This window comes from Herbaspirillum rubrisubalbicans (genome assembly GCF_003719195.1).
In the GTDB taxonomy this organism is placed as follows: Bacteria; Pseudomonadota; Gammaproteobacteria; order Burkholderiales; family Burkholderiaceae_D; genus Herbaspirillum; species Herbaspirillum rubrisubalbicans.
Window position 1 is genome coordinate 1,269,499 of the sequence record NZ_CP024996.1, and the last position, 17,595, is coordinate 1,287,093.

At 54.3% G+C, this 17,595-nt stretch carries 14 protein-coding genes; 10 read left to right on the forward strand and 4 right to left on the reverse strand.

Going from position 1 to position 17,595, the window contains the following annotated elements:
• Positions 1-109: 109 nt before the first annotated feature.
• From phoU to RC54_RS05760, 4 genes are all read left to right on the forward strand, one after another.
• The gene (phoU, locus tag RC54_RS05745; protein ID WP_058894558.1) at positions 110-817 is read left to right on the forward strand and encodes a phosphate signaling complex protein PhoU; all 708 of its coding nucleotides are present in this window, start codon (positions 110-112) and stop codon (positions 815-817) included.
• A gap of 91 nt (positions 818-908) precedes the next feature.
• Complete coding sequence (locus RC54_RS05750; protein WP_058894559.1) at positions 909-1,586, forward strand: response regulator; 678 nt, start codon at positions 909-911, stop codon at positions 1,584-1,586.
• A 110-nt stretch (positions 1,587-1,696) separates the two neighbouring features.
• Positions 1,697-3,007, forward strand: coding sequence for a phosphate regulon sensor histidine kinase PhoR (gene phoR / locus RC54_RS05755; RefSeq protein ID WP_058894560.1), 1,311 nt, complete (start codon positions 1,697-1,699; stop codon positions 3,005-3,007).
• Between the two features lie 486 nt (positions 3,008-3,493).
• Complete coding sequence (locus tag RC54_RS05760; RefSeq protein ID WP_058894561.1) at positions 3,494-5,140, forward strand: methyl-accepting chemotaxis protein; 1,647 nt, start codon at positions 3,494-3,496, stop codon at positions 5,138-5,140.
• A 154-nt stretch (positions 5,141-5,294) separates the two neighbouring features.
• On the opposite strand, the gene RC54_RS05765 is transcribed toward RC54_RS05760, so the two are convergent.
• Together RC54_RS05765 and RC54_RS05770 are read right to left on the reverse strand one after the other, a co-directional pair.
• Complete coding sequence (locus RC54_RS05765) at positions 5,295-6,047, reverse strand: SDR family oxidoreductase (RefSeq protein WP_017453141.1); 753 nt, start codon at positions 6,045-6,047, stop codon at positions 5,295-5,297.
• 134 nt (positions 6,048-6,181) lie between these two features.
• Positions 6,182-7,027, reverse strand: coding sequence for an ureidoglycolate lyase (locus RC54_RS05770; RefSeq protein WP_017453142.1), 846 nt, complete (start codon positions 7,025-7,027; stop codon positions 6,182-6,184).
• Between the two features lie 385 nt (positions 7,028-7,412).
• On the opposite strand from RC54_RS05770, the gene iteA reads away from it, so the two are divergent.
• The gene (gene iteA / locus RC54_RS05775; protein ID WP_244216449.1) at positions 7,413-8,582 is read left to right on the forward strand and encodes an anti-phage ATPase IteA; all 1,170 of its coding nucleotides are present in this window, start codon (positions 7,413-7,415) and stop codon (positions 8,580-8,582) included.
• Complete coding sequence (gene iteS, locus RC54_RS05780) at positions 8,533-10,818, forward strand: S8 family anti-phage peptidase IteS (RefSeq protein ID WP_082803173.1); 2,286 nt, start codon at positions 8,533-8,535, stop codon at positions 10,816-10,818. The genes iteA and iteS overlap by 50 nt, the downstream gene beginning before the upstream one ends.
• Positions 10,819-11,517: 699 nt before the next feature.
• Here the strand turns inward: iteS and RC54_RS05790 are convergent.
• Positions 11,518-12,441, reverse strand: a complete 924-nt coding sequence (locus tag RC54_RS05790) for a toll/interleukin-1 receptor domain-containing protein (RefSeq protein ID WP_061790197.1) — start codon at positions 12,439-12,441, stop codon at positions 11,518-11,520.
• A 150-nt stretch (positions 12,442-12,591) separates the two neighbouring features.
• A complete protein-coding gene (locus RC54_RS25030) occupies positions 12,592-12,747 on the reverse strand; it encodes a hypothetical protein (RefSeq protein WP_156481327.1) in 156 nt (51 codons plus the stop codon).
• 596 nt (positions 12,748-13,343) lie between these two features.
• Between RC54_RS25030 and RC54_RS05795 the strand changes: the two genes are divergently transcribed.
• The 4 genes from RC54_RS05795 to RC54_RS25960 are packed head-to-tail and all read left to right on the forward strand — an operon-like array spanning position 13,344 to position 17,467.
• Entirely contained in the window at positions 13,344-13,730 is a 387-nt protein-coding gene (locus RC54_RS05795; protein ID WP_061790196.1) for a hypothetical protein, read from the forward strand.
• The gene (locus RC54_RS05800) at positions 13,727-15,694 is read left to right on the forward strand and encodes a Mu transposase C-terminal domain-containing protein (protein ID WP_061790195.1); all 1,968 of its coding nucleotides are present in this window, start codon (positions 13,727-13,729) and stop codon (positions 15,692-15,694) included. Before RC54_RS05795 ends, RC54_RS05800 begins: the two co-directional genes overlap by 4 nt.
• On the forward strand, positions 15,694-16,569 hold the full coding sequence (locus tag RC54_RS05805) for a TniB family NTP-binding protein (RefSeq protein ID WP_061790194.1): 876 nt from the start codon (positions 15,694-15,696) through the stop codon (positions 16,567-16,569). The genes RC54_RS05800 and RC54_RS05805 overlap by 1 nt, the downstream gene beginning before the upstream one ends.
• Complete coding sequence (locus tag RC54_RS25960) at positions 16,496-17,467, forward strand: TniQ family protein (protein WP_425269541.1); 972 nt, start codon at positions 16,496-16,498, stop codon at positions 17,465-17,467. Before RC54_RS05805 ends, RC54_RS25960 begins: the two co-directional genes overlap by 74 nt.
• The last annotated feature ends 128 nt before the right edge of the window (positions 17,468-17,595 follow it).

Here is a 17,595-nt window from a genome sequence, read left to right on the forward strand (position 1 = left end):
GCGCTTCTCGACGCGAACTCGAAGCGCTCGCTACGCCGATACGACGATTCCACAGAGTAGTCATTGCACCGTATATATTATTTATAGAATTTCTTTTTAGGGGCGTCACATGACCGGCGATCATTCCTCCAAACAGTATGACCAGGATCTGGAGCAGATCCGCTCCAAGGTGCTTGCCATGGGCGGCATGGTGGAACACCAGTTCCAGGACGCGATTGCGGCTTTCCGTAACGGTAATCTCGATGTCGCCCATCGCGTGATGAAGGATGACGAAGCCGTCAATCGCCTGGAAGTCGAGCTCGATGACGCTTGCAGCCACCTGATCGTGCGTCGCCAGCCGACCGCCAATGACCTGCGTACCGTCATGGCCACCATCAAGATCATCACCGACCTGGAACGCGTGGGCGATGAGGCGACCAAGATCGCGCGTACCGCGATCCACCTGCACAAGCGCGGTATCGGCCTGGTGTCGCACTACGAGACCGTGAGCCTGATCGCCGAGCAGGCCATGGACCAGTTGCGCAGCGCCCTGGATGCCTTCGCCCGCCTGGATGACCAGCAGGCGGCCGAGCTGATCAAGCAGGATGAACGCATTGATCATGGCTTCCGTTCCATCACCCGCAGCTTGATCACCTTCATGATGGAAGATGCGCGCACCATCTCCGGTTCCATCGATACCCTGTGGGTGGCCAAGGCCATCGAACGCATCGGCGACCATGCCAAGAACATCGCCGAATACGTGGTCTACGTGGTCGGTGGCAAGGATATCCGCCATTCCGATTTCGCTGCGGCCAAGCCGGCCCAGGAAGAAGACTAAGCACGACGGCACCGGTGGCGGCGGGGAAAGAGCCGCCTGTCACCGGATTGCGGAGGGGAGACCCGCGATACAGCTAAGAAGCCTCACTATCATGACTACTATCCTCATCGTCGAAGACGAACCCTCCATTGCCGAACTGATTGCCTTCACCTTGAAAGAGGCGGGCTGGTCCAGCTTCGTCGTCTCCAATGCCGCTGCCGCCTGGGACTTCGTGCAGCATCGGGCGCCCCAACTGGTGCTGCTGGACTGGATGCTACCCGACCGCAGCGGCCTGCACCTGCTCTCGCGCATCCGCGCCGATCGCCAGTTGCAGCAGCTTTCGGTGATCATGCTCACCGCCAAGAGCATGGAAGAAGACAAGATCGCGGGCCTCGACAACGGTGCCGACGACTACATCACCAAGCCGTTCTCGCCACGCGAACTGACCGCGCGCATCAAGGCGCTGTTGCGTCGCAAGAGCCCGGAACACGCGCAGGAAGTGATGTCGGCCGGCCCCATCACGCTGGATCCGGCCAGTTGCTCGGTGAGCCTGGATGGCGCCCGCATCGATATCGGTCATGCCGAATACAAGCTGCTCAAGTTCTTCCTCGCCCATCCCGACCGCGTGTTCTCGCGCAGCCAGTTGCTGGACCGCGTCTGGGGCGACCACGTGGTGATCGAAGAGCGTACCGTGGATGTCCATGTGCTGCGCCTGCGCAAGGCCCTGCGCGATGCCGAGTGCCTGATCAAGACGGTACGCAGCGTGGGCTACATGCTCTCCACCAAATAAAACCGATAAGACCTCGCCCGCGTTAGGCAACACTGCCCATATCGTCCATAATCAGGCGACAATTACAAATACGCTTAAGCGGGTGTTTCCAAGATTTATCTGCCAAATCAATGAGTCCACAACTATTGTTCTGGATTCCTGCTGTATTACGCCTGGTACTTTGCCTGGGCGGCGCAGGAGTCGTCGGTTTCTTCTTCGGTCCCATCGTCGGACTGGTGACGGCGGTGCTGGGGGTGGGGGCGATGATGATCGCCCACCTGCATTATCTGCTGCGGCTGTCGACCTGGCTGGATGATGCCGGCCAGTCGCGCCTGCCCGATGGCTGGGGCGCCTGGACCGATGTCTATGCGCGCTTGTACCGGATGCATCGCGACGATGAAAAGAACCAGGCCGAGCTGACCGAGTGGCTGGCGCGCTTCCGCCAGGCCATGAGCCTGCTGCCAGATGGCGTAGTGATCATGGATGACGTGCTGTTCCTGGAGTGGTGCAACCCCTCGGCGCAACAGCACCTGGGCCTGAAGCTGGACCGCGACAAGGGGATGCGCGTCACCAACCTGATCCGTAATCCCGCCTTCATCGACTACATCATCCTGGGCCGCTACGAGCAACCGCTGACGCTGGCCCTGCATGAACGCAAGCTCATCATCCAGATCATCCCCTTCGAAAACCGGCGGCAGATCCTGGTCACCCATGATGTGACAGAGTCGCAACGTATCGACATGATGCGACGCGACTTCGTGGCCAATGCCTCGCATGAATTGCGCACTCCGCTCACCGTCATCAACGGCTTCCTCGAAATCGCCCTGGCCCAGCCCAACCTCGATCATGCCACCCGCACCGCGCACCTCAAGCTGATGACCGAGCAGGGCCAGCGTATGCAAAACCTGATCGACGACATGTTGACGCTGACCCGCCTGGAGTCGATCGACTATCCGCTGCGCTCGGAGGTGCTGCGCGTGCGGCCCTTGCTGGAGCGCATCGCCGAGGAAGGGCGGGCGCTGTCGGCCGGCAAGCACGACATCCGGCTCATCGTCGATGGCCCCGATCTGAAGGGCAGTGCCGACGAACTGCGTAGTGCCTTCACCAATCTGGTCACCAATGCCGTGCGCTATACCCCTGAAGGCGGCACCATCACGCTGCGTTGGGAAAGCGACGAAGAGGGCGCGCATTTCTCGGTGCAGGATACCGGCATCGGCATCAGCCCCGAACACATCTCGCGCCTGACCGAGCGCTTCTACCGTGTCGATAAGAGCCGCTCGCGCGAAACTCAGGGTACCGGCCTGGGCCTGGCCATTGTGCGCCATGTGCTGCTGCGCCACCATGCCACGCTGGACATCGCCTCCGTGCCCGATCATGGCAGCACCTTCACGGTGCATTTCCCGGCCACCCAGACCATCGCGGATTATGCCCCGCAGCAGTGATGTCCTCATTCCCCGTGAGCAAACACGGCTAAACCAATTGGAAAGGATGCTTCGGCATCCTTTTTTCATGTTTGAACCGGCCACATCGGCGTACCATGGCGGCAATAGCGCAAAGCTGACTTGCTGTCAGTAAGTACAAATACGAATGCCAGCTCATCTGGCTTGTTGGCAACAATAGCGCCTCGCCAGCGGTCTGGACTTTTGGCTGCAGATGCCAAGCCTGCCGTGACGCGAGCCGTAGGCCAACCGCAGCGGATTTTTAGCAATAAGAGCGCGCCATCTTGCCTATGGATAAGTGGCGATATGTGTGGTGTACCAATGCGCGAGGTCGAGCCTCGCAGGGACAGGGACGACAGCCTGGCCTTCAGGAAAAGCCTGATCGCGCCGGGAACCTTTGCACTGCACTATGCGAACTAAGCGCCGAATGCCCGGCTATTGCTGCCCAACCGGGTTGGTCAACCCCACCTACTGCGCAAAGAGAATCCAATGAGCTATTTAGCCAATATGAAGATAGGTCGTCGTCTGGCCCTGGGCTTTGCCGTCATCCTGGCTGCGGCCAGCGTCGTGGTCGCGCTGTCGATCTGGCGCCTGCAAGGCATTGCCCAAGCCACCGATGAAATGATGCACGAGCCGCTGACCAAGGAGCGCCTGGTCTCGGACTGGTACCGCACCATCCATACCAGCGTGCGTCGCACCACGGCCATTGCCAAGAGTGCCGATCCCAGCCTGGCGGCCTACTTTGCCGAGGATGCCGCCGCTGCCAGCCGCATGTCCACCGCGCAACAGAAAGCCATCGAAGCCCTGATCGAATCGGATGAAGAGAAGACCGCCTTCGCCAAGCTGGGCCAGGTACGCAAGGACTACATCAAATATCGCGATGCCATTTCCAAGGCCAAGGCCGATGGTCAGCCCGAGGAGGCTGCGCGGATTCTGGCCGGGCCCTTTGATGTGGCGGCCAAGGGTTACCTGGATCTGCTGCAGCAATTACTGGATCTGCAGCGGGCCAACATCGACCAGGTGGCCGCCAATATTCAGCAGGTCTATCACGAAAGCCGCAACATGATGCTGGCACTGGCCGTGCTGCAGGTGGTACTGGGCTGGCTGTTTGCCCGCAGCCTGGCGCTGGGCATCACGCGTCCGCTGGAGCAGGCGGTCGACGTGGCCCAAGCGGTGGCTGCGGGCGACCTCACCACGCGTATCGATGAAAAGCTGGCGGCGCGCTCCGATGAAACCGGCAAGCTCATGCATGCCCTGCATACCATGACCGGCAACCTGGCACGCATCGTCGGCCAGGTGCGCAGCGGCACGGATGCCATCACTACCGCTTCCAGCGAGATTGCCACTGGCAACCTCGACCTCTCGGCCCGTACCGAACGCCAGGCCGGTGCCTTGGAAGAAACCGCCTCGGCCATGGAAGAGCTGACCTCGACCGTCTCCCAGAACGCCAGTAACGCGCGCCAGGCCAATCAATTGGCGGCCTCGGCGTCGTCGGTGGCGCAGCAGGGTGGGGACGTGGTCTCGCAGGTCATTTCCACCATGGGCTCCATCAATGCATCCTCGCGCAAGATCGTCGATATCATCAGCGTCATTGACGGTATCGCCTTCCAGACCAATATCCTGGCCTTGAATGCCGCTGTGGAAGCGGCCCGTGCCGGCGAGCAGGGCCGGGGCTTTGCGGTGGTGGCCTCCGAAGTGCGTTCGCTGGCCCAGCGTTCGGCCTCGGCGGCCAAGGAAATCAAGATCCTGATCGACGATTCGGTGAGCAAGGTCGGCACCGGCAGCGAGCTGGTCACGCGTGCCGGCAGCACCATGGATGAAGTGGTCGCCAGCGTGCGTCAGGTGGCCCAGATCGTGGCCGAGATCAGCGCGGCCAGCAGCGAGCAAAGCGATGGCATCAGCCAGGTCAACCTGGCCATCAACGACATGGACCAGACCACCCAGCAAAACGCCGCCCTGGTCGAACAGGCTGCTGCTGCTGCCGAATCCATGCAGGAGCAGGCGGCGCGCTTGTCGCAGGTGGTCAGCCAGTTCAAGCTGCTGGCACACAACGAGTTGGCCGAGCTGGGCGTCGGTGCCGCCCCGGCAGGGCGTGCCGAGGTGGATATCACACCGCCCCGGCAAGCCTTGCGCTGAACCTGGTACTGAACCAGACGTGCAACAAGGAAGAACCCGCCGCATTGTCGGCGGGTTTTTTACTGGCTGCTGATAGAGGTGGGTGGCTAAGGGCTTTTAGGCAATGATATGAAGTATTTTTCCCGTGCTGCCAACTGCGGCTCGCTGTGCCGCATCAGTAGGTCGCGCGGCCACCCGAGAGATCGAACACGGAAGCCGTGGTGAAGGAATTTTCCTCCGACACCAGCCAGGCCACCATCGCCGCCAGCTCTTCCACCTTGACGAAGCGCGCACGCGGGATCTTCGAGAGCATGTAGTCGATGTGCGCCTGGGTGCATTGTTCCAGGATGCGGGTCTGGGCAGCGGCCGGGGTGATGGCATTGACTGCGATGTTGCGGGTCGCGGTTTCCTTGCCCAGGCTCTTGGTCAGCGCAATCATGCCGGCCTTGGCGGCACTGTAGGCCGAAGCGGTCGGGTTGCCTTCCTTGCCGGCGATGGAGGCGATATTGACGATGCGCCCGTAGTTCTGCGCGATCATGCGTTGCACCACTACCTGGTTGACGTAGAAAGCACCGTTCAAGTCGATGTCGATCACGCGGCGCCATTCCTCCGGTGAATACTCGGCCACCGGGTTATTTTGTCCGGCAATACCGGCGCTATGCACCAGGATGTCGATGGACTGGGTCAGTTTCTCGGTGGCTTCGATGGCCTGCTGGACCTCGGACTGGCTGGCGATATCGACCCGCACGGTCTCCACATTGCCCAGCGGCTCCAGCTTGGCGCGAGCGGCGGCCAGCGCCTTTTCATCCATGTCCCACAGCACCACCTTGGCTTTGCCCTGCAACAGTCGTTCCGCCACGGCATAGCCGAAGCCTTGCGCACCGCCGGTGATGATGGCGCTGCGGCCCTGGAAATCGTAATGGTTCATGTTGTCTCCTCGCCTGGTTTGGTCATTGGATAGCGCAAAGCGCAGGCCGGGCTGGCCTGCGTTGCCTCGTTATTCTTATTGGAGTCAATGCGACGGCGCTGCGGCAGCACCGGTAGTACGTCGAGCAGCCTCGATCAGGCGTCGATGGTCTTCTGCTGTTGCTCGCCCAGGCCGTCGATGCCCAGACGCATGGTCTGGCCGGCGCGCAGGTAGACCGCTTCCGGCTTGACGCCCATGCCCACGCCCGGCGGCGTGCCGGTGGAGATGACATCGCCCGGCTGCAGGCTCATGAAGCGCGACAGGTAGGACACGATATGCGCCACGCCGAAGATCATGGTGCTGGTGTTGCCGTTCTGGTAGCGCTTGCCATCCACTTCCAGCCACATGCCCAGCTTTTGCGGATCGGCCACTTCGTCGCGGGTGACCAGCCAGGGGCCGATGGGGCCGAAGGTATCGCAGCCCTTGCCCTTGTCCCAGGTACCGCCGCGCTCGATCTGGTATTCGCGCTCGGAGACGTCGTTGACCACGCAATAGCCGGCCACGTGCGACATGGCATCCTTCTCATCGATATAGCTGCCACCCTTGCCGATGACCACGCCCAGTTCCACTTCCCAGTCGGTCTTCTTGGAGCCGCGCGGGATCTTCACATCGTCGTTGGGACCGACCACGGCCGAGGTCCACTTGTTGAACACCACCGGCTCGGCCGGGATGGGCAGGTTGGATTCGGCGGCGTGGTCGGCGTAGTTCAGGCCGATGCAGATGAACTTGCCGATATTGCCGACGCAGGCGCCGATGCGCGGCGCACCCTCGACGGCCGGCAGGCTGTTCAGGTCCAGCTTGCGGATCTTGTCCAGCGATGCGTCATCCAGTACGGCACCGTTGACATCCTTGATGTAGGCGGACAGATCGCGGATCTTGCCGGATTGGTCGAGGATACCGGGCTTTTCCTGCCCAACCGGGCCGTAACGCAGTAATTTCATCGTGTTTCCTTTGAGGAAGAGTTGTCTCGGGAACGGCGCAGGGGCGCCTGTCGTTGGGGAAATGGGATATTACCAGTTTATTGGTAAGACCAATAGGGTGTGCCGCGTGCGAGGTGGCGGTCAGTGCGCGTGTGCTTGATGTCCTTTTTAATTCGTTTTGAAAGTTTGTAATTCAATTTGAAAAAGTAGAGCGATAAATCAACTGCTTATGAAGCTTTGCCAAACTCATTTTGAAAAGTGAAATTTCAGCGTGTGATCGCTTCATTTTCCGTCTGCGACATGTAATTTCATCTAAATTTGATACATAAGAGGTTGATTGTGTAACGAGAGTCGCTTAATCTGAGACATCTTAAGTATTTAATAGAACAGTTTGATCATGGAGTTCATGTCTGAGGTGCTCAAGATAATTGAGGGAGCACTCAAAGCTAACGGTAGTTTGGCGGCGAACTATGCGGGTTTGCTCGCCGATAAGCTGGCATCGGCAGGAGAATTTCATCAAGCTCGTTTGATACGCGATCAGCTAGCTCGGGCGCCGAAAGCACTGGCCTTTGCGCAAGATGCATCTAAAGGTGTGAGCTTGGGACACGTGCCGGTAGACGGCGATAGCCGTCTAAATACCGTCGATGTGAGTCTTCCTAGCCTTGATGGGCTTTCACTTTTTCTTCCAAGCGCTATTCAGTTCCGAGTTGATGAGTTCTTGGAAAGTATTCGGCATCACGATATTTTGGCTAGGGCAGGTGCAGCGTTACCTGCACGACTGCTAGTGTATGGCGCGCCAGGAACAGGTAAGACAATGATGGCGCGTTGGATTGCCGCTCACCTTAACTATCCTCTTCTAACGGTGCGCTGCGATACGCTCGTGAGCAGCATGTTAGGGCAGACGAGCCGGAATTTGAGGCGTGTTTTTGACTATGCTCAACAGGCCCCTTCAGTTCTTTTCTTGGATGAATTTGATGCATTGGCTTCAGCTCGTGGCAATGAACGAGATGTAGGAGAGTTGCAGCGAGTTGTGATTGCTTTGCTTCAAAATATGGACGCGCTGCCAGATAGCGCTATTCTCGTAGCAGCGACCAATCACGAGCAATTACTTGATCCTGCAATTTGGAGAAGATTCAGCTTCCGTATTCCAATGCCCCTCCCAGATGGCGAGCTGCGCTTGAGACTTTGGAAGGAAATGCTTGGGATCTATGCGCCCAAGAGAACTAACTGGGGAGAATTGACTGAACTTTCTAACGGATCGACTGGGGCGGTAATTCAACAAGTTTGTTTAGATGCAAAGAGAAGCGCGATTCTGCAGGGCGAAAAGGTAATTGAGGCACCAGCTTTATTCCGTCGTTTGGGACTGATGATGCGCTTGTCTGAAGGGAAGCAATTTTCAAATCAGGACGAGGAGATTCGTTGGCTTCGAGAGTGGATGCCTAAGCGATTTTCCTTGCGAGTTCTGGCGAAGTTGTATGGGACAACTGTGCGCCAAATTATGACTATAACAGGGGAGATTTCGGAGGATGGCGACGAAGAAGGGCGGGGCTCAAGCAACTCACAGTTGGCAAGTTAAATTTTCTAAAGCGCAAAATCCATTTCAGCATATTCCCTTTGTAGCAGGGGACTTAAGCGGTTACAAAGCAGGTGGTGGCAGCAGCAAGATTTTCGTCGAGATCGATACGGTGTACCGAGAGAACCTCATAAGTTCTCTGGGTGCCGCTCGTCGATCCTCTTCTGGAGATGGACATAGATATCCGAATTTGCTGACAAATTTGGTATTCAAGCTTCGGAGCGAAGCGATTGCAATGACTCATCGACCGCTCACTTTGGTCAAGGAGTCTGGACTCATTTCTGCTGGCCACGCAGAGCTGGACGAGATGATTGTCGGGGAGATTCCGAGTAGTCAGTTACTGGATCGCATCATTCGAACAAGAAATACGAGGCAGATTAAAGCAAATTTGAGTGCGATTCTACGGATTGAGCCGTGGACTAGGGAGCGGCGAAATCCCGAAGGCTCGCAATTACTGCGAGACAGGGGGACTGCTCTTGTACGGATATTCCGATACTTTTCTGATGTGGCAACCCAAAATAACCTTCAGAGTGTCCAAAACGCTCTTCAGTTTGTGGGCGCTGAATTTCAAATTATTGCTCAGCGTCGCTCGCTGCCGCTACTGCATCTAATGAACCTCGATTCGCTTAGTGATGAGAAATTGGATTTCATTCTGGATCATCCTGGAATCCGAACGGTTTTTGCTGAGCCTATGTATTTTGCTCCAGCACAAGCTTTCAACCCGATTGAGCGTAGTTCTAAATTTTCCTTCCCATCTCCGGTAGCCCCTATACCAACCGTCGGCGTATTTGACTCAGGTTGTGATGCCGGCGAAATGATATCTCCATGGATTGATGGGCGAGACGTATTTATTCTTCCGCCCGAAACTGATCATGTACATGGAACGGCGGTCTGCTCCTTAGTCGCTGGAGCGAGAGCGCTAAATGATGATCACGAGTGGTTCCCCGCAACCGGTTGCAAAGTTCATGACGTGGCCGCTCTTGAGAGCGGCGGTAGCAGCTTTTCGCATTTGGAGTTCCGACTTCGTTCGGCACTTGAAAGTAGGCCAGATATACGAGTCTGGAATTTGTCTCTAGGGGCACCTATGCCGTGTGGCGAGCAATTCAGCGCCTTCGGGCAAAAGTTGGATGACCTGAGTGATGAGCACAATGTGCTTTTCGTGGTGGCCGCAGGGAACTACGTCCAGACGCCACGCAGAGGATGGCCTGATGGAGCGATTCTGCACGATCAGGTTAGCGAGCCAGCAGATTCTATGAGGGCACTGACCGTAGGAGCAATGACCCATATTGGGTCAGAACTGACGCTGGTGAAAGAAGGTTCGCCTGCGCCATATTCGCGACGCGGGCCTGGCCCAGTTTTTACGCCTAAGCCAGATGTTGTCCATCTTGGAGGCGGTGTTCATGCACCTTGGGAGGCAGGTGTCGCGAGCACGAAAGTAATTTTCCCTGGTGACCAGCTCGGCACGTCCTTTGGAACAAGTTTTGCTGCTCCGATCGTTGCCGGCATGGCCGCTCATGTATGGAAATCATTGGAGGGGCACAAGCAATTAGAGCCAAGTCCGTCAATGGTTAAAGCCTTAATAATTCACGCTGCTCAACTTTCAAGTCCAGCATATACGCCTTATGAACGCCGGTATTTTGGAGCAGGGCTGCCTCAGGACGTGATGTCAGCACTTTATGACCGAGATGATAGCTTTACTCTAATTTTTGAAGCGCAGGTAATTCAAGGCGCTTTTCGCTGGCGGAAGGCTCCTTATCCAATACCAGATTGTTTGATGAAGGACGGAAAATTCTCTGGGGAGGTCATCATCACAGCCGCATATGCACCGCCGCTCATGCCGGATGCAGGCTCTGAATATGTTCGGGCGAATGTCGATATTAGTTTCGGCGTTCTCAATGGCGACAATATTCAAGGGAAGGTGCCGATGCAAAAGGAGCCAGGCGCAGATACGGTGGAGAAGGCGCAGATCAAGCATGGAGGAAAATGGGCTCCTGTTAAAGTTCATCGGAAGAGTTTTCCAGAAGGGGTTTCTGGAAGAAATTGGGCTTTACAGGCTGAGTGTTCGTTGAGGGCTTTTGAGACTCCACTTGCAGCGCCCATTAATGTGGTAATTGCGGTCACTTTACGGTCTCTAGATGGAGACAATACAGTGCATGCAAGGGGAATAAGTGCCCTCAATGCATCCAACTGGATATCGCATCAGTTGCCCATTACCGTTCCGGTTATTGTTGGAACTTAGTAATTTTTTACCTTGATAACATCGGAAAGAAGGGAGGGCGATGGAAATCATCAGTAGTCAAAAAATATGGACGTTCACGGGCATATCAAAGGACATCAAGTCGATGATATCTGGCGCCATCCGTAAGGAGCCCGCGTATCTGGTCCGCTCCTACATGGAACTTGCTACGAAAGTAGCGGAGCTTCAGTTCCGGAATCGTGATACAGCAACGACTATGGAGCGGTCACGGTAGAATAAATTTGCGTCTCCCTTCACCGCCTCATCACAATGCAGAAGACTGGCGCATATTTCGGTCCCTTCTGGACACCTGGTTCGTTCTGAACTGGACACTCAAAACGGAAGCCTGGACATGTCTCCGGCAACACGAGCACTGAAACGGTTACATGGACGTCGGTGGCCATGTATTTCCATGTGCACATCGCTCAATAGGTCGGCGCCTGCGAATCAGATTGACTCGGGGCTCATCGAGGCGCTGATGGCCATGTGATGGCCTGCGAAGGCTGGCTACGCTCATAAATAAATGGGGGCCATCGAACGATGTTTGGTGCCGCCAGTTACAGCTGCAAAGTGGCTCCTTTGCGAAGAATATTCACTTGATCACACTTCGCCATGAAAAACACCCCAAAGATTGGATCAATGTCCAACTTTTGGGGTGCAGTTCATCCGCGATCTTTTTTGCCCGCGCCAATCCCCCGCCCCTTAGAACGGGCGAGGTCCGAGCGGAGGCAAAGGAATCGAAACATCGTGCAATTCCCGAACCAGACTCATGAAGTTGTGCTGTTGATCAGGGCCATCGGAGAGATCGACATACAACCGCCCTGCCAATTCATCCGGCAGCCGGCGAGGATAGCCTGTCTGCCGGATCACTGGAACAAACTTTGCCGTACCGACTTCTCTCATTATTTGAGCAGTCACCAGCATCTGCTCATATCCCACTCCACCTTGTCGCTGCTGGGCTTTTTCCACGTATGCCTCGGTACAGATCATCAGCACCCGGTCGCTCTCCCTTACGCTTCGCGCCATGAAGTGGCCCAAATCCTCTCCCATACGGGTATTCCATTGATCCAGGATCACTTCGATGCCGTTTGCGCGCAATGACATGGCGAGCTGAGTTACCCATGTACGGTGCTCTGTTGAATCCCATGAATACGAAATGAAAACCTGTGGCGGCCGCTGCAAAGGCTGTAGTGCACTGCTTGGAAGCAAACCGGCCTGATGCAGGACCCTCGCCAGGTCGATATTCTTGACGGCCCAATGGGTGCGATTCACTTCCCACCTGGGTTCGATATCCAGATCGGGCAGCAACTGGAGAAAGCTCTCATGGGAAATCGGTGCCACCGTGCCATCAAAGCTAAACGTAAAAGCGAACTCCTTTTGCCTTCGTGTGATGCCGGTGATTCGCCCGACGCGGGCCGCAGCGTGCGCATATTTTTCATAGGCGAAGAGTGTTGGTAGCGCCATGAGGGCCGTTAGAGACGCGTCGTCCAACGCCGCAAACCGCCGCTTGACATGATCATTGGTGTATTCGAACACACGGTCGTATTCCATGGTCCACGAAGTCCCAGTCCACGCGCTTTCGTTTCCCGACATCAGCAAATTGTAGAAATGATTCTGCACGCTCATGATTTGAAATAGTTGAGGTGATGGGACAGACCAGGCACAACGCTTGGCCTACTCGTCATGATGCTTGAGGCAAAGACATCCTCTCTTGCAATAAAAAATGCCTTCCATTTGGAAGGCATCTGTAGCGCTGATCTTGTCTTGCGTCGCCGCTCAGATCTGCTCAATCTTCGAGGATGAACCAGTCGTTGAGTCATTTTCAGACTTCGCCCGCAGGCGATCCAACTCTAAATTCTTTACGAAATTTCCGGTAAAAAGACGATTCCAGTCGGCCACCGTTGCTCCCAAAATTTGGGTTTCGGGAGTCATCGTGCGAACATTTGTGAAATCAAATCTCTTCCGTTTTAACATATCTAGGCGGAAACCATCAGTTGAGGTTCTTTACTATTGTACGCGGTAATAGACGCTTCAGGCGTCAGTTTGCTCGGAAAAGACTAACCGCTCCGGAATTCATAGTGTCCAACCTTGCAGATGGTGGGGCGTTTGACATGCAACTCAGTGGTGTAGTGAGTACAAATATTCACCCGTCGAGCCGCATCTGGCCGCCGGCGCTCTAGAGGGCCAAGCTCTGCAATAATTGCTCCCATTCAAATTTATTGCTTCAGAACGGGGGGCAGTGATGGCGCGAGCGATAGAGCTTGATGACGATGTAAACATGGTTCTAACAGACGGCTTGGCATTCGGATCGCTGCCAGGCCGGCTGAGTATACTCCACCTAAATCCGGGCGATGTACTGGTTTGGTATTCGTCCAGTTCCGGACGCATCGGCGCGTTTACCGATAGCTAATTGAACGGGAGTCTATATCAGCTTTTGTATTGTCGTTCATACCGTGCATTGCTGTGTAAAGACCTTCTTTGTATTTTTACTCAACGGGGAGTTGTGCGAAATCAAGTCTCAGCGAGATATGATCAAGTTTGCCGATGAACTCACCCCCAAATTTGCAGCAGCGGAAGAGTTTTCTCGAGATCAAGAATATCGGTTTAGGACTGTCACAAGTCTTGAAATGAGCGCGGAGCGTGTTGCCAATGCAAATGACCTTTATCAGGATTTACTTCGGCCGCGAGAGGAACAGTTTGAGAACTCGGTACGTTTTTTAATTAAAAACGTTTGCGGAGGAAACGCAACAGGGCATCAGATTTTCGAAAAATTCGGTCATCACGACGACTTCATTGTGAAGTTCCGATTGCTCATCGCGCTAGGACTGTTGACTACCGACTGGGACAAAATCATATCGTTAGACTCTGTGTTTGAGTGGGGGCCCGGGGAATTGGCATGGGATCGGTCGCTATGACTACCGCGAACAACACGTCCAAAGTATTACGCCTTGTCGAAGGTGCGATGGTTGGGCATGAGGGAGGCGCTTGGGTAATTGTAAAGATCAATGATCTTGAGAAGGTAACCATCCGTCGAGTTGATGGTTTCGACCAGGATGCCAAATTAGTCAGCGTGGCTAGCCTTGATGTCTATTTCCCTCCTGGGGGGAAAGAGCTTGTCGAGCCTGATGTACTACTCACAGAAGTTTCCAATGATGACTGGGAGGAAGCCAAGCGTCGATTCGACTTATTGCAGCCGTTACTTCAACACGTCCCCAATCGTACTGCGGCGGTAAAAGCGATGGCTTCTCAAGCGGGTGTGAGTGTGGCGACGATATATAACTGGCATAAACGCTGGCTGCATTCGGAGAAGCTATCGTCGCTTTTGCCTACGAAACGACTGGGTGGAAAAGGAAAAGGTCGTCTTCCAGAGAGCGTGGAAGCACTTATCGAAGAAGCGATCAGTGGGATTGCAGAATATCCTTCTCAACCCACGATTACTAGTGCCTATGAAAGCCTAATGGTTTCGTGCAAACAGGCAGGGGTAAGTGTACCAAACATGCTTACTTTTAAGTTACGCATCCGCTGGCGTGATCAAGTCTCTTACCTGAAGAATCGGATGGGGGCGAAATACGCCCAGGAGAAATTTGACCCAGTTAAAGAAAACACCATCAGAGCAGACTATCCGTGGCACATGGTTCAGATTGACCACGCCATCCTTGATGTCATTGTCGTTCATGAGAAAACGCATCAACCAATTTGCCGGCCTTTGTTGACTATAGCTATTGATGTCAATACTCGCGTTGTTGTGGGCATATATATCAGTCTTGAGCACCCGTCTGCAACGTCAGTAGGGGCGTGCTTGGCACATACGATTTTACCCAAAGAGCCTTATATCAAACAGTTAGAGCTCGACACTCTGGTTACTTGGCCAGTGTGGGGAGTGATGCGCACCCTCCATATGGACAACGGTAAAGATTTTCGGGGTGAGCGGCTAATGCCATCGTTCGTGCAATATCTTATCGAACGCCATTTTAGGCCAGGCAGAACACCGCGATATGGAGCATATATTGAACGGCTCATCGGGACCTTCTCGCGACGTATGAAGGTCGTGCCCGGCGCAACTGCTGGCAAGATTCCAGACAATCCGGATTACAAGCCGGAGGAAAAAGCGAGACTCACTGTTTCGCAAATCGAAAAGTGGTTCGTGCTCGAGGTATTCAAATATCACCGTACGCCCCATAGAGGCTTGAATGATCAAAAGCCGATCGAGGTTTATCAACAAGCGTTCCTTAAACCTGGTAAAGGATTACCAAGAGCCCTTCCACCACGCAGAACTGACATCGAAGACGTAAAGCGAGATTTTCTGCCCGAAGAGGAGCGAGCAATTACGACGGAAGGCGTTCAGATCAAAGCCCGAAAGTACTGGGACCCTGTGCTGCAAGCTTTTCTTCATTACCAGCGCCCTGACGAAAATGTGCGAACTACCAAATTCAAATTCAAGGTCGACGATCGTGACGTCAGTTTTATTTGGTTCTTTGACGAGATTCGTAGCAAGTGGGTAAAGATTCCATCGGCGGCTGTCAATGCGGTCGACGTCAGTCGCTCAGAATGGCGGAAAACTAAGAAAAAACTGAAAGAGGACGGGGCGTTAGATCCAAGCGACCAGGAAATTTATAGTGCTGTTCTGATGCAGCGGAAAATTACGGAAGAGCACATTGAGGAGGTCGCTCATTCCCAGGTGCGTACTTCTCGCGGACGGCTCAAAAAACCAGCTGTCCCGAAGGCTGAGGCCAAAGACGATCAAAAGCGCCGCGAGCGGAAAGCCCGCAATGACGCGCAAGATAACGCGAACCCAGAGCAGCCAGTGACTTCTTCATCTCCTCCTAGTCAGGGGCGTCCATCATTGGATGATCTTCCTAATTTGGATGGAGACTTCTGATGGATATCTCACATTTGACGACTGACAAGGCACGGCAGGACGCATTACTTTCAGTTCCAGAGCGGCGGAGAATTATTCTGGCCGATAAATGGTTCAACTACGATGGGGCTAGGGAATTGATGGCGCACATGGAGTGGTTGTACGAGCATCCGACTGTGGACCGCCCTCCCAATATGTTGCTTACCGGGGATAGTAATTCTGGCAAGAGTGCCCTCCTAAAACGTTTAATGAGCAAATACCCATCCAGATACGATCCGAACGATTCTGCGGATTATGTGCCGATACTGAGAATTGATATGCCGACCTCATGTCCGCCGGTGAAGCTTTTTTTGGCAGAGTTCATTTCGGCGCTACGTCTGCCATTGCTGTCGAATGCTACGGCAGTAACCATGAAGGCGCAGATGGATCGAGTACTGCCGAAATTGGGTACTAAGATAATCATAATTGACGAATTTCAGACCATTCTGAATGGATCGCCGAAAGCGGCAATCAACATCCGTGATGAGTTGACGTTGTTAAGCAATCGATACAGGCTTCCAATTATCTTGACTGGCATGGATTCCGCTCGCACCGTGATGCGGGGTGATCCGCAACTAGATAACAGGTTCGAGAAGTTTCAAATCAAACGCATAACCGATCAAAAGACTGCCGGTGCGATAGTGAAGAAATGGCTGGGAGAGTGTCCACTTCAAAAGCGATCAACGATTGATTTCTGGTTGTTGACTGATCATGTGATCCGAAATTCTGGAGGTTTAATTGGCCATATGATGGCCTTCCTCCAGAGGGCGTCTGAGTTTGCGATTGATAGCGGAGAGGAATCTTTCACAGAGAATACGCTTCGGAAGATGCGGTGGAGTATGCCCAAGTCAATTTGATGAACGGGAGAAGTCGATCTGGCCGATTAGACAGATACTTCAGGAAGATGAGCTTCTGTCGACGTGGTTGGCTCGTTCGGCTTATCACTTGCAGGTCCCGGTTCGGTCGTTAGTGGATATGAATATTCGTGGTCGGCCAAACAGTCGTTGGTATAACGACATAGACGTCTGCATCGATAGCGAAGTTGCCTTCCATCTGAGCGAACAATCTGGTGTGCCAATTCAAAGAATTATTAGAGCATCGCTTCTTCGATATGAAGGAACAGCTCTTGAGATGGCGCCTAGGTCCTCTGATACTTGCTGGGTTCTAGGATCTAACTTAAGTCCGATTGGTGGGCGCATCGGTTACGCCATATGCTCAAAATGCCTTGCTAGTGATGACGTTCCATATTTCCGCCCACATTGGCGCCTAGCGACGACTTGTACTTGTGAGAGGCACGGGACATTACTTCGTGATCGTTGCGCGGAATGTGGTGCCTTTATTTTTCCGTGGAGAGGTAAGCAGGTCTCCACTGATCCACTTGATTACTGCACCTGTTATAAGTGTGGTGCAGATATTATCCATCAAGTCGACGGGACAATCCCCGCTGATTGCTACACGAAGGGCGTAGCCTTATTTTCGCAAATAACTAGGCAGCTAGATCACGGCATAATCAGGCTTCCTTGTGGTAGCTCCGATCAGTACTTAATTTTAGTTTTGCGCGGCATCCATAGCTTGGTTCAGTCTTTAGCCATGTTAAGAGGCGAAAATTCGCTCATGCGGTCGCTGGATCGGGTGTGCAATTATCAATTCGGCTTTTTGGATTGGGGCACGCTAGGGAGAAGATTATCGAGAGTAGCGCCTGGAACGGTAGCAAGTTTCTCGCTGCAGTATGGCGTTAGATACTCTGCAAACTGACGGCAAACGTCAAACCTCTCGATGAGCTCGGAGTCGGTCCAACCTTCTCGGTATCGGCCTTGGGCCTGCCGCAGTGTCAATTTAGGCTGAGCCCCCCCAATTGCGTAAAGATGACGACATCTGGGGAA

Excerpts from the sequence above, each read along its gene's own strand:
- RC54_RS05795 (WP_061790196.1), top strand. The coding sequence starts at position 13,344 with ATGATCAAGTTTGCCGATGAACTCACCCCCAAATTTGCAGCAGCGGAA.
- iteS (WP_082803173.1), top strand. The coding sequence starts at position 8,533 with ATGGCGACGAAGAAGGGCGGGGCTCAAGCAACTCACAGTTGGCAAGTT.
- RC54_RS05750 (WP_058894559.1), top strand. The coding sequence starts at position 909 with ATGACTACTATCCTCATCGTCGAAGACGAACCCTCCATTGCCGAACTG.
- RC54_RS05800 (WP_061790195.1), top strand. The coding sequence starts at position 13,727 with ATGACTACCGCGAACAACACGTCCAAAGTATTACGCCTTGTCGAAGGT.
- RC54_RS05805 (WP_061790194.1), top strand. The coding sequence starts at position 15,694 with ATGGATATCTCACATTTGACGACTGACAAGGCACGGCAGGACGCATTA.
- phoR (WP_058894560.1), top strand. The coding sequence starts at position 1,697 with ATGAGTCCACAACTATTGTTCTGGATTCCTGCTGTATTACGCCTGGTA.
- phoU (WP_058894558.1), top strand. The coding sequence starts at position 110 with ATGACCGGCGATCATTCCTCCAAACAGTATGACCAGGATCTGGAGCAG.
- RC54_RS05790 (WP_061790197.1), bottom strand. The coding sequence starts at position 12,441 with ATGAGCGTGCAGAATCATTTCTACAATTTGCTGATGTCGGGAAACGAA.
- RC54_RS05770 (WP_017453142.1), bottom strand. The coding sequence starts at position 7,027 with ATGAAATTACTGCGTTACGGCCCGGTTGGGCAGGAAAAGCCCGGTATC.
- iteA (WP_244216449.1), top strand. The coding sequence starts at position 7,413 with ATGTCTGAGGTGCTCAAGATAATTGAGGGAGCACTCAAAGCTAACGGT.
- RC54_RS25030 (WP_156481327.1), bottom strand. The coding sequence starts at position 12,747 with ATGACTCCCGAAACCCAAATTTTGGGAGCAACGGTGGCCGACTGGAAT.
- RC54_RS05760 (WP_058894561.1), top strand. The coding sequence starts at position 3,494 with ATGAGCTATTTAGCCAATATGAAGATAGGTCGTCGTCTGGCCCTGGGC.
- RC54_RS05765 (WP_017453141.1), bottom strand. The coding sequence starts at position 6,047 with ATGAACCATTACGATTTCCAGGGCCGCAGCGCCATCATCACCGGCGGT.